The following is a 12,428-nucleotide window of genomic DNA, read 5'->3' as shown; positions in this document are numbered from 1 at the left end:
TGTATCTTTGTGTAGAGGAAGAAAAATGTAACGATATGAAATCAAAATTTAGTGAGATAATCAAGGATGAGAAACCTGTTTTGGTTGACTTTTTTGCCACCTGGTGTGGACCTTGTAAAATGTTAGCACCCATCTTAACTGACGTGAAATCAGAACTGGGAGAAGCCATTAAAATTGTTAAAATCGATGTCGATAAAAATCAGCCACTGGCGGCTCAGTATCAGGTTAGGGGAGTACCCACTATGATATTGTTCAGAGATGGAAAACAATTGTGGCGGCAATCGGGGGTATTGCAAAAACACGAGTTGATACAAATTATCCAACAGCATAGTAAATGATTGCAGAGGACATTTTATATAAATTTGAAGCAGAGAAGTTAACTTTTTTAAAAGGAGATCAAATCTTTTCTGAAGGGCAACCGGCCTTGTGTTATTTTCAAATCCTGAGCGGTGAAGTGAAAATGAACAACTTCAACGATGACGGAAAAGAGTTTATCCAGGGCATTTTCTTTAAAGGGCAAAGTTTTGGTGAACCTCCTTTGTTTGCAGATGTGAAATATCCTGCACATGCTGAGGCGCTTTCAGATGCTGAGGTTTTAAGGGTTTCAAAAGACAATTTCCTGGAATTGCTCAAAGCACATCCTGATGAACATCTCTCAATTACAAAAGCGCTTGCCAGCCGACTGTATTACAAAGCCATCATGGCGACTGAACTTTCCTCCCAAGAACCGGAACACCGCATTTTAAGAATACTCGATTACCTCAAGAAGTATGTCCACCATCTCGATACTCCGTTTTCTTTTCAGGTGGATATCACGCGTCAGCAAATTGCAGATTTGACCGGTTTAAGGGTTGAAACAGTAATCAGGGCTACCAAGTCACTGGAAAAAAAGGGGGAACTCAAAATAATAAACAGAAAATTATTCCGCTAGCCGGGTTATGACTCAGGTCATAAATAGAAACTTGTACAGATTCTAACTTTACACATTGAACCAAAAAACCAATGTGAATAATGAATTTGTATCAAAAAGGTCTCACAGAATTTCAGGAAATGTACTATACCTATGCAGTTTTAGGAGTCATTGCTTCCAGCTGTATCGGTTCAATTGCGGCTATGTTAATATTGATGAGTGGAACCTCTGCAGCAGAAATGGTCCAGCTCTTTTTAGTAGTAGCGGTGGCCATGTGGTACAATGCCAGTGTGCTGGCTCAGCTCAAAGCGAAGTTTGTTTACAATTCCCTGGTGTTGAGTTTGCTAATCAGTGTGGTGCTTATTGTATTTCATTTAACAATGCTTTACCTTTAAAAAATATTATTATGAAAAGCTATATATTGTCAACCCTGCTTGTGTGTTTTACTTTGGTGTCTTGTGCAGACAGTGATAAAAAAACCGCTACACCTGAAAGCTCTGAACTGCATACAGGTAGTCCCGAAGGGCATCTCAATTTAAAACACAACAACGGCTCTAAATGGCAAGCAAATGCTGAAACAACCGAAGGTGTTCAAGCAATGCAAAAGCATGTTACAACGTTCCTCGAGGAGGAAAGTAATGATTACACTACTTTAAAAACCCAACTGGAAACCGAATTTGCATATGTATTTGAAAAGTGCACTATGAAAGGTGAATCTCACGACCAATTGCACAACTTTCTGTACCCTATGAAAGCACTCTTTGAAGATCTGACAAAAGACCCGGAAACAGCTCAAAAAGCAGTAGCCAACTTAAACCAACACATACCGGTTTACTTTCAATATTTTGAATAAACAGTCCATGCAAGACATAAAAAACAGAGAAGATGTTTATTTACTTGTTTCTTCGTTCTATGCCAAAGTGCAAAAGAGTGCGGAAATAGGCCATTTTTTCAATGACACCATTACTGACTGGGATGCACATTTGGAAAAACTCACAGACTTTTGGGAAAGCAATCTGTTTTTTAAAGCCAAATTCAAAGGCAATCCTGCAAAAGCGCATATCAAATTAGACCAAAAATACCACAATGCACTTCAAATGGAGCATTTCGGGAATTGGATCAATCTTTGGTTTGAAACCATCGACTCCCTGTTTGAAGGCGAAAATGCCAATCGCGCCAAAAACAATGCCCGTAAAATGGCTTCCCATCTTTACCTGACCTTATTTGAAGCACGATAGTTAAGCCATTACTGACTCTTGTCATAGTTTGTTTGCATCTATCAAACTAACTTTGGTATGCTAAATTTATTTCAAAACCTTACATCATGACTGAAGCACACGAATATACTGTAGATTTAAACTGGCAACACGACCGAAAAGGGTCCATGAGTTCGCCGGTATTAAATACCAAAATTGAAGTGGCAACCCCTCCGGAGTTTCCCAAAGGAATGCCCGGAATATGGTCGCCCGAGCATTTGTTTGTGGCCTCTGTTTGCAGTTGCCTGATGACTACGTTTCTGGCAATTGCCGAAAACTCAAAACTGGAGTTTATAGCCTTTGATTGCAATGCCAAAGGAATACTAGCTAAAAAAGACGGTAAGTTTCAAATCACAGAAATTCATCTGTATCCCACGCTCACCATTCCTTCAACCGAAAAAGAAGAACGTGCAGAACGCATTCTTGATAAAAGTGAACACCATTGTTTGATTTCAAATTCCATACATTCAAAAATCAGTATGGAAACGACTATTAAGGTCGGTTGATTCTTCATTGAGTTCAATTAACTTGTTTCCTGAAAGACTCTAAATATATTCTATGCAAGAATCCTAGAGTTCGCAGAACAATTACAATCACATATTCATAACCAATGCCGTGTTCCAAATGTTTAGGTAAGCAAGGTAGACACACTTTCAATTCCTGTTCCAAGACTTAGAATTTGAAACACACTGCTCACGAATCAGTTAGGAATCATCAACAAATCCTTTTTTGAGTTCGTTCCGAAATATGTATCTTTACCTTTATAAATTGATACTAAGCACTACACTATATGGAGACTAAATACCGTCTACAGGTTAATGAGGAGTTTGACTTTTCACTGACCGAAAATGAAATACAAAACCTGGACATTCAGCAAATAACTGACAACAGTCTGCATCTCATACACCAAAATCAGTCTAAAACCATAGAAGTCACCGCCACCGATTTCATTAATAAAACCTATACCGTTAAAATCAATTCGAGTAGCTACAGGGTTGCAATCGGCACCCCACTTGACGCGCTTATCGAGGCGATGGGGCTTTCCCTGGGAGAGGCTGTTGCCGTAAACGATATCAAAGCCCCTATGCCCGGCCTGATTCTCGATGTGCCCGTAAAAGCCGGCGATACCGTCAAGGAAGGCGATTACCTGCTGGTACTGGAAGCTATGAAAATGGAAAATGCCCTCACCGCACCCCGCGATGGTGTGGTAAAAGCGGTTGCTATAGCAAAAGGGGATACCGTTGATAAAGGTCAGTTGTTGATTGAGATGGAGTGAGTATAGATGATAGACTTTAGACGATGGACTGGAGACAATAGATATTATATCAGATATGTGTACTTAAAGTTTATTATGTACACCGACCCCGGCGGGGTCAACTATTTGTAGAAAATGAGACATCATAAAACCGACCCCCGCGGGGTCGCATACGTGTTAGATAAGATGAAATAGATTGAAATAATATTAACGAGATGCCCGCATACGCTAGCATTAAGAAAATGAGACACCATAAAACAGACCCCGGCGGGGTCAACTATTTGTAGAAAATGAGACACCATAAAAACCGACCCCGGCGGGGGTCGCATACGTGTTAGATAAGATGATATAAATAAGAAATAATATTAACGAGATGCCCGCATACGCGAGCATTAAGAAAATGAGACACCAAAAAACCGACCCCGGCGGGGTCAACTATTTGTAGAAAATGAGACACCATAAAAACCGACCCCGGCGGGGTCGCATACGTGAGAGATAAAATGAAATAGATTTAAATATTATTAACGAGATGCCCGCCTACGCGAGCATTTAGAAAATGAGACACCATAAAACAGACCCCGGTGGGGTCGCATACGTGTTAGATAAGATGATATAAATAAGAAATATTATTAACGAGATGCCCGCCTACGCGAGCATTTAGATACCCGCTACGCGGGCAATGAATATGAAAAAAATATTAGTAGCAAACCGGGGAGAAATCGCATTGCGGGTGATGAAAACCGCCCGTAAGATGGGCATCAAAACCGTGGCCATTTTCTCTGAACCCGACCGTAACGCACCCCACGTGCGCTTTGCCGATGAGGCCGTTTGTGTGGGGGAAGCCGCTTCCAATAAATCTTATTTGCGGGGCGACCACATCATTGAAGTGGCTAAAAGCCTGAACGTGGATGCCATCCACCCGGGTTATGGATTCCTGAGTGAAAATGCCGGGTTTGCGGAAGCTGTAGAGAAAAACGGACTCACCTTTATCGGTCCGAAGCCGCACGCCATCCGTATTATGGGCAGCAAACTCGCTGCCAAAGAGGCTGTCAAAGGGTATGACATCCCAATGGTACCCGGAATCGACGAAGCCGTGACCGATGTTGCCAAAGCGAAAAGCATTGCTGTAGAGATAGGGTTTCCCATTTTGATCAAAGCCTCTGCAGGGGGTGGAGGAAAAGGGATGCGCATCGTTGAAAAGGAAGCCGACCTGGAAGAACAAATGAAACGCGCCATCAGCGAAGCCGAATCGGCTTTTGGGGATGGTTCGGTGTTTATCGAAAAATATGTTAGCTCCCCACGCCATATCGAACTACAAGTGCTGGCCGATACCCACGGCAATGTGGTACACCTTTTCGAACGAGAATGCAGCATTCAGCGCCGCCACCAAAAAGTAGTGGAAGAAGCACCCTCATCAGTGTTGACACCTGAAATAAGAAAACAAATGGGTGAGGCGGCTGTTATGGTAGCCAAAGCCTGTGACTATGTGGGCGCGGGTACCGTGGAGTTTTTGCTGGACGAAAACAAGAACTTTTACTTCCTGGAAATGAACACCCGTTTGCAGGTAGAACACCCCGTTACCGAACTCATCACCGGCCTCGACCTGGTGGAACAGCAAATCAAAATCGCCCGGGGCGAAACCCTTTCGGTTGCACAGGAAGATTTAAGTATTAAAGGTCATGCAATGGAACTACGCGTCTATGCCGAAGATCCGCTCGACGACTTTATGCCCAGCGTGGGTACCTTGAGCCGATACCGCCCGCCACAAGGAGCCGGCATTCGTGTGGACGACGGTTTTGAAGAAGGTATGGAAGTACCCATTTATTACGACCCCATGCTGTCAAAACTCATTACCTATGGCAACACCCGCGAGGAAGCCATTCAACGCATGATAGAAGCGATTGCCGGCTATGAAATTGAAGGGGTGTCCACCACCTTGCCCTTCGGCAAGTTTGTGATGGAACACGAGGCTTTCCGCAGTGGTGACTTTGATACCCATTTTGTCAAGAAATACTATTCTGCTGAAAAGTTATTGGAGCAGAACAACGCCGAAGCCAAACTCGCTGCAATGGTCGCCTTAAAGGCGTATTTGAAGGATAGGGAAGTGTTGCGGTTGCCGGAGTAGATTTGAGACAGGAGATGTTAGACATGAGATGATAGAAAAGAGAGCATAGAATAGAGAAAAGAGACAAACCGAATTGCTTTGCGTTCTTTGTGAAACCCTTTGCGCTGCTTTGCGTGAAACCTCAGTGGTACAACAAAGACGTAAACTTATAAAAGTAACTATCCAAAATATGGATAATTGAAATAAGAATTGATAAATAATTAACGAGATGCCCACTTGCGTGGACATGACATTCCGCCTTCGCGGGCATATGATATGAGTGACAATACGAAAAAACTACAGGAAAAGATCGCCCTTGCCCACTTGGGTGGCGGGCAGCAACGCATTGACAAGCAACACGAAAAGAAAAAACTCACCGCCCGGGAGCGCGTGGAGTACTTGATGGATGAAGGTTCCTTTGAGGAAATCGGGATTCTGGTGACCCACCGCACGACTGACTTTGGGATGGAGAAGGAGAAATACTATGGCGACGGGGTGGTGACCGGTTACGGAACCATCAACGGGCGTCCCGTGTGTGTGTTTGCACAGGACTTTACCGTGTTTGGCGGGGCGCTTTCAGAAACCCATGCCGAGAAAATCTGTAAGACCATGGACCTGGCCGTGAAGCTGGGCGTGCCTATGATAGGCCTAAACGACTCCGGCGGAGCACGTATACAGGAAGGCGTAAGGTCACTGGGCGGTTATGCCGATATCTTTTACCGCAATGTGCAGGCATCGGGGGTGATCCCACAGCTGTCTGCTATTATGGGTCCTTGTGCCGGTGGGGCTGTGTATTCGCCTGCAATGACTGATTTTACCCTGATGGTACAAGACACCAGCTATATGTTTGTTACGGGTCCCAATGTGGTGAAAACCGTGACCAATGAAAACGTGACTTCAGAAGAATTGGGAGGGGCGAGTACCCACGCTACCAAATCAGGAGTGACGCACGTGACCTCTGTGAGTGATATTGCGTGTTTGGAAGACGTTAAAAAGTTGCTGAGCTTTCTCCCGCAGAACAACAAAGAAACCACGGCAAAGCTGCCTTTTACAGCTGAAGAAGAATACAGTGACGAATTGGAAAGCATTGTGCCCGACAGTTCCAACAAGCCCTATGACATGCACGCCGTAATCAAGGGGATTATCGATACCGATAGCTTTTTTGAAATCCATAAGGATTATGCCCAAAACATCATCGTGGGCTTTGCCCGTTTGGGTGGGCGCAGCATTGGTATTGTTGCTAATCAACCCATGAGTCTGGCAGGGGTGCTGGATGTGGATGCTTCCAAAAAGGCTGCCCGCTTTACGCGTTTTTGTGACTGTTTCAACATTCCGTTATTGGTTCTCGTGGATGTTCCCGGTTTCCTTCCCGGAACTGACCAGGAGTGGAATGGTATCATCTTGCATGGTGCCAAGTTGCTGTATGCGTTAAGCGAAGCCACCGTACCGCGTGTCACATTGATTACCCGAAAAGCGTATGGCGGTGCTTATGATGTGATGAATTCCAAACACATTGGTGCCGACTTTAACTATGCCTGGCCCACGGCGGAGATTGCCGTGATGGGCGCCAAGGGTGCCAGTGAAATCATCTTTAGAAAAGAAATCCAACAGGCGGATGACCCCGAAGCCAAACTCAAGGAAAAAGAAACCGAGTATGCCGAGAAGTTCGCCACACCCTTTGAAGCCGCCCAACGCGGATTCATCGATGAGGTCATCATGCCCCGCGACACCCGCAGGAAACTATTGAAAGCTTTCAGTTTACTGGAAAGCAAGACAGTGAACCGCCCTGACCGAAAGCACGGGAACATTCCTCTCTAAATACCCGCGCAGGCGGGTATCTCGTCCATCAAAGTGGGACTTGCCCATTCATTTCCTAACCGGAAGCATGGGAATATTACCCTCTAAAATACCCGCGAACTTGCCTGCCGAAGCTTCAGCGAAGGTAGGGGCGGGGATCTTGTCTTTCCATTGCAAAACCTTCCACCATTGTTTGAGGATTCTCTTTAAAAGCTACTCTTTTAAAGGCTTTTCTCAAACAATTCTCGAACAAGACTTGGAGAAAACCTCTCCAATTTTGACAAAAGGGGTCAAAAGGGGTCAAAAGGGGTCAAATGGGGTCATTGGGTTGTATATCATTTATTTTTTTTTATAGCATTGGATGTTAGTTTATTGTACTGAAGTAATGCACGGGACTCGTGACTGTTTATGGTTGTTCTAGGGTAGGCTTGTTTTAACAACTTAGATGATTACAATAATAATCACTAATTTAGAGAAATGATAAATGGAGTCTCTTTTTATGACATCAAACAAAAATTGGGTTTTTTCACATTACAACGATGGAGCGGTTGAACAAACAATCATCTTAAAGGACAATGAATAAAGTTAGAGGATATATTAGCAACTATAAAACGCATTTACTATGGATGATGGGTTTGTTTCTATGGTTACCTGTTTCAGGGCAACTGTATGGACCACGGCAACTAATTGATACTGATAAAATATTTAGAGATATAGAATTGGGTGATATTGATGGCGATGGTCATACTGATATTTTAATAGGAAGTGTCGATCTGGTGGCTTGGTATCGCAACGTTGACGGGGAAGGCTCCTTTAGCGAAGCCATCCCCATCGAATTGGACCAGTCTAATGCTTATGGTGTTAAAATTACTGATATAAACCAGAATGGGATCAACGACATCGTGGTCTCTTATTTTAACCTGGATTATGTGGCCTGGTACCCCAATGATGGCACGGGTAATTTTGGAGAAAAAATTATTGTTGCCAATGGTTTGGATAGTTGTTTTAATGTGTTACCGGTAGATTTAGACCAGGACGGCGATATGGATATCGTGATAGGGATTGTAAATGGTACAGGATTTTATTGGGCAGAAAATGTGGACGGACAGGGCGTGACCTGGCAGTTGCATACGGTTGATTCTTCCTCTTCACAAGCCCGCACCCAACGGGTGGGGGACATCGATGGGGATGGCGATTTGGATATTGTGTCAAGAATGAGTGGATCCTATTGGATGGCTTGGTATGAAAATTTAGATGGCACCGGGCAGCAGTGGGAGCAACACATTATTGAATTTAACGGCATTGCTGAAAATTCGTTTGATTTGGTTGATATGGATGGGGATGGGCATTTGGATCTTGTTTCTTCTAAAACGTTTGAAAGCACTTCAAACCCATCAAACATAGGCTGGCGTAAAAATGATGGTGAAGGTAACTTTGGCAACTTTGAAATCTTGTTTCAAACAGAGTTCTCATCAATAAATATTACAGATGTTAGGGTGGGTGATATAGATAATGATGGCTATCCGGACATTGTGGGTTTGATATCCAATGTATTTCCGGAAAACAACCATATCATTTGGATTAAAAACATCGATAATGCCGGTACATTTGATGAAGCAGAAATTATAGATTCTAATTTTTTTAAACCCGGCAATTTAAACTTAGCTGATGTTGACAGTGATGGTGATTTAGATTTGTTTTTAACAACATCCCCTGGCAGGGAGTTAATGTGGTTTGAAAAATTAACTATTTTGAATACAGATGATTTTCAAGACAATGGGGCTGTGGTGTACCCCAATCCCGCAACAGCATTTATACATATTGCTTATGAGGGAGCTATTGAACGGGTACAATTTTATACCGTTGAAGGCATCAAGGCACTGGAAGTCACCGGCAACCCTAAAACCATTGATGTCTCCACTTTGACGACCGGTTTTTATACGGTCGTCATCGAAACAGCCAAGGGCAGGAGTGTGTATAAAGTGGTGAAACAGTAGCTGTTGTTGATTTATTGTCAATTAGTTCAGGACGGGACATACTACTAAAAAAAGCTGCAACGAATGTGCAGCTTTTTTTATAAGTAACCCTAAGTATCTCTTTTTAAATGTGATTATACACCACAACTGCCCGTTTCACAGCTGCTGTGCGTTTTTACAGGAGCTTCAGTAATCGTGGTTGGGGTTTCGTTCCATTGTTCCATGGCTTCCGGGGCGGGGCGGGCATTGATGCCTTCGCCATAGACTGTAGCGGTGCCGTGGGTGTAAAACGCTTCCCAGTCTACTCCCTGGGGATCAGTGATCCAGCTCTTTTGAGATTTTGAATAGCAGCAAGTGCATTCCCCTTCTTCCCTGATAGTGCCTTTGGCTGTTTGCATCGCTTCATAGACGTCGTGTAGCTCCACTTCGCTTTCGGTTTGTAAACCCAGGTGCTCGATACCTGTTTCGGCGTGACCGGTAGAAATGGCATAGTTTATCCTGGGGTCTTCCAGCATCCATTTGGCATAGTCGGGTTTAACTACTGTGGGAGTAGTCTTGAACAGGGCGGTGTAAAAAGCAATACTTTCTTCCAGGTTTTTTACTCTGAGGTGTACGTGAAATCGTTTCATAATGGTGTTGTTTTAAAGTTTATACCATCATGACGGAAGGGCTTTTAAAAAGACGCAATAAATTAAGTATTTTTTTTCTTGAGTTCCTGAAGCGGCTTGCAACTCTCCTTGATATCAAACGAAATCAGGTTTCCGTTCTTGTCGGTTTCAAAGTGACAGCAGGTGATGAACTCGGCTTTTAGCAGTTCGCGGCCCCGTTGTATGCGCGACTTGGCAGCGGTGAGTGTAAGTCCTAAAGCTGTTGCCACCTCTGCTTGTTTCATCCCGTCTATGTCGGCCATTTTAAGGGGGCGTGCATAGGCTTCCGGTAAAAAGTCGAGCATAGGGAGTATGTAAGGAAGGGCTTCCTGAAAGGCTTGTTGTTCATCTTCTTCAGCTAATGTGGGGAAGCTATCGGTGGTTTTGACTTTTTGGTTGTGCCGGTAAACATCGGTTATGGTATTTTGGGCAATTTGAAAGAGCCAGCTGCGCAGATTGCGCACCCCGCTCTTGGTAAGGCAGAAGTGATACACCTTGAGCAGTACTTCCTGAAGGATGTCCTCTGCCATTTCCCGATCCTTCACCCGTTTGAGGATGTAGTGATAGAGTGCTGTTTTATGCTCCATCCAAAGTGCAGGCACATCACAAGTGGGGGTTGCGTTTTGTTCGTTCAATGGTTACTGTATAAAATCAATAGTATAGTCAGAAAAAGGTATCCAAATATAGTATATAGTTGTGGTTAAAACAATATTTTAATACCCAATGAACCCACTTAAGTGCAAAGCTTGCAGGATCCTAGGGTGTTTTAAAGGTACGATCCAACGACAACTTAATGAACCACCACTTTCTTTAGCATGTTTTTTTCCCGGGTATTGGGCACTTCTGCTATCAGCACATAGTTGCCGGGTTCAAGGGTTGCAGTAAAATAACCGATGCCTCCCTGGGGCATATCGTTTACACCGCCCAAAAAGGTAAAACCATCAGGAGCAGGTTCTATAAGTCCCTCAGGGCTTGACCAGTCCATCCATTGCTCTAGGATATCAAAATTGTCACCTTCCTCAAGCCTGGCAAGGTTGACATCGTGGCCCACAAAGTTCTCATGTACTTTTTGGTCTTTGAAGAAAACAGAAAAGGTATGCGTTCCTGCAGTAATGGAATCATTCACGACAATGCCTTCTGCACCTGAAACTTCTAAAGCGATTGTAGCTTCCGGCTCTGCAATGCCTGAGTCTTCATCTGAAACCACAAAGTCGCGTATCATACCCATACTGGTATGAAAAACACCGTTGGGCATTTTTACATAGCATTCCATCAAATAGTAACCCGGATCGAGTTTGAGGGTGTTTTCACTTGTTCTTTCGGGTGAAAGCAAACCGGAGCCTCCCATAAACTGCACTTCACCATACCATTCAGGTAGTTTTCCAAAAGCAGCCATAGACTCGTCAAATTGGCCTTTGTTAATGAGGTCCATACCTTCAGTAAATACCGGTACTACTTCTTTTAAAGCATCTTCAAGGGTTTTACCATCGGGGTATTTTTCAATCAGGAAAAAGTGTGTTTGAGGAGATTGGTTTTTGTAGTGAAAGCTATTCCAGCCCGCCGGAATGGTGTCCTGCATTTGAAACTCCATGGCTTCAGTGATGATTTCTATGACAGCTTCTTTTTCAGTATCAGCCATCGTCTGAGTTTCGTCTGTATCTTCCTTTTTATCAGATTTGCACGAAAGTATTCCGAAGCAAAGAACAAGAGTGGTGAGCAAAAAAATGAGTTTAGTAAAAGGTGATTTAGTTGGTTTCATATATATTGTTTTAAATTGGTTCAAAAGCTGAATGGTCCAGTTTTTTCGACAGTAGGGTTGCGAAAAGCAGAGGGTAAAGTAAATTAGGGGGCTTTATAAAAGGGCGCAGCATTCAAATATAACAATATTTTTTCAAAGGGTGTTTTTGATACCTTTCCTACTTTTCAGGAACGTTGGATCAGCGTATTAAAAGTGGTCTTTTAATACTTAGGTTTCACAAAGAAAATTAGTGAGCCAATAAAAAAAGAAGTGAAGGGAGTGCTTTTTTTGTTGAAGTTTTGTTTTAAACGGTTACTGCTTTGATTTGATTGATGATTTCATCTACCTGTGTGGTATTGGTATCGATGAATAGATTTTTATTCCCGTAAGGGGCATAAATTTCAGGTTTGGTAACATTGAACAAACCCATGGTTGTTGTGTTTGTAGCAGCAGCGAGATGCATCATACCACTGTCTGCACCAAAAAAGACCTTACAGTTTTCAAGGATCGCAGCAATCTCACGCAGGTCTTTACTATAGTAATGCACACTCTCAAAGTCTATTTGAGATACATTCTCAATGGGTAGCATCTCTAAGATGTTGTAGTTTGCACCGTTTTAACGGGTTCATTATTTTTTGCTATCTTAGTGAAATAAACAAAAACCAACCAATAATGAAATCAATTAAAACCGTGTTTCCACACACACACACACAATTGCTCTAATAGTTTTATTCATTTAAAAGCA

14 protein-coding genes are annotated in these 12,428 nt (G+C 43.2%); 10 read left to right on the top strand and 4 right to left on the bottom strand.

Annotation, left to right across the window (positions count from 1 at the left end):
- The first annotated feature begins 35 nt into the window (after positions 1–35).
- From trxA to IEV69_RS02245, 10 genes are all read left to right on the top strand, one after another.
- Positions 36–338: a thioredoxin gene (gene trxA / locus IEV69_RS02290; RefSeq protein ID WP_188439074.1), complete on the top strand. Its 303-nt coding sequence runs from the start codon at positions 36–38 to the stop codon at positions 336–338.
- On the top strand, positions 335–931 hold the full coding sequence (locus IEV69_RS02285) for a Crp/Fnr family transcriptional regulator (protein WP_188439072.1): 597 nt from the start codon (positions 335–337) through the stop codon (positions 929–931). The genes trxA and IEV69_RS02285 overlap by 4 nt, the downstream gene beginning before the upstream one ends.
- Positions 932–1,011: 80 nt before the next feature.
- Positions 1,012–1,305 carry a hypothetical protein gene (locus IEV69_RS02280; protein WP_188439070.1) on the top strand — a complete coding sequence of 98 codons (294 nt, stop codon included), beginning with the start codon at positions 1,012–1,014 and terminating at the stop codon, positions 1,303–1,305.
- A gap of 11 nt (positions 1,306–1,316) precedes the next feature.
- Positions 1,317–1,763, top strand: a complete 447-nt coding sequence (locus tag IEV69_RS02275) for a hypothetical protein (RefSeq protein ID WP_188439069.1) — start codon at positions 1,317–1,319, stop codon at positions 1,761–1,763.
- Between the two features lie 7 nt (positions 1,764–1,770).
- Complete coding sequence (locus IEV69_RS02270; RefSeq protein WP_188439067.1) at positions 1,771–2,148, top strand: group III truncated hemoglobin; 378 nt, start codon at positions 1,771–1,773, stop codon at positions 2,146–2,148.
- Positions 2,149–2,234: 86 nt separating this feature from the next.
- Positions 2,235–2,672 (top strand): OsmC family protein, encoded by a 438-nt coding sequence (locus IEV69_RS02265; protein ID WP_188439065.1) that lies wholly within the window; start codon positions 2,235–2,237, stop codon positions 2,670–2,672.
- Between the two features lie 284 nt (positions 2,673–2,956).
- The gene (locus IEV69_RS02260) at positions 2,957–3,442 is read left to right on the top strand and encodes an acyl-CoA carboxylase biotin carboxyl carrier protein subunit (protein ID WP_188439063.1); all 486 of its coding nucleotides are present in this window, start codon (positions 2,957–2,959) and stop codon (positions 3,440–3,442) included.
- 664 nt (positions 3,443–4,106) lie between these two features.
- Entirely contained in the window at positions 4,107–5,546 is a 1,440-nt protein-coding gene (gene accC / locus IEV69_RS02255) for an acetyl-CoA carboxylase biotin carboxylase subunit (RefSeq protein WP_188439061.1), read from the top strand.
- A gap of 255 nt (positions 5,547–5,801) precedes the next feature.
- A complete protein-coding gene (locus tag IEV69_RS02250; RefSeq protein ID WP_188439060.1) occupies positions 5,802–7,343 on the top strand; it encodes an acyl-CoA carboxylase subunit beta in 1,542 nt (513 codons plus the stop codon).
- A gap of 554 nt (positions 7,344–7,897) precedes the next feature.
- Positions 7,898–9,319 carry a T9SS type A sorting domain-containing protein gene (locus IEV69_RS02245; protein WP_188439058.1) on the top strand — a complete coding sequence of 474 codons (1,422 nt, stop codon included), beginning with the start codon at positions 7,898–7,900 and terminating at the stop codon, positions 9,317–9,319.
- Positions 9,320–9,432: 113 nt separating this feature from the next.
- Here the strand turns inward: IEV69_RS02245 and IEV69_RS02240 are convergent, their stop codons facing one another.
- From IEV69_RS02240 to IEV69_RS02225, 4 genes are all read right to left on the bottom strand, one after another.
- Positions 9,433–9,927, bottom strand: coding sequence for an ArsI/CadI family heavy metal resistance metalloenzyme (locus tag IEV69_RS02240; protein ID WP_229741277.1), 495 nt, complete (start codon positions 9,925–9,927; stop codon positions 9,433–9,435).
- 62 nt (positions 9,928–9,989) lie between these two features.
- The gene (gene sigZ / locus IEV69_RS02235; protein WP_188439056.1) at positions 9,990–10,580 is read right to left on the bottom strand and encodes an RNA polymerase sigma factor SigZ; all 591 of its coding nucleotides are present in this window, start codon (positions 10,578–10,580) and stop codon (positions 9,990–9,992) included.
- Between the two features lie 155 nt (positions 10,581–10,735).
- Complete coding sequence (locus IEV69_RS02230) at positions 10,736–11,704, bottom strand: hypothetical protein (RefSeq protein ID WP_188439054.1); 969 nt, start codon at positions 11,702–11,704, stop codon at positions 10,736–10,738.
- Between the two features lie 283 nt (positions 11,705–11,987).
- Positions 11,988–12,272 (bottom strand): glycosyltransferase family 9 protein, encoded by a 285-nt coding sequence (locus tag IEV69_RS02225; protein WP_188439052.1) that lies wholly within the window; start codon positions 12,270–12,272, stop codon positions 11,988–11,990.
- Between the last annotated feature and the right edge of the window lie 156 nt (positions 12,273–12,428).

The sequence above is a fragment of the Planktosalinus lacus genome (genome assembly GCF_014640155.1).
Classification (GTDB): Bacteria; Bacteroidota; Bacteroidia; order Flavobacteriales; family Flavobacteriaceae; genus Planktosalinus; species Planktosalinus lacus.
Note: the sequence above shows the minus strand (reverse complement) of the source record. Positions and strands in the feature narration are given on the sequence as shown.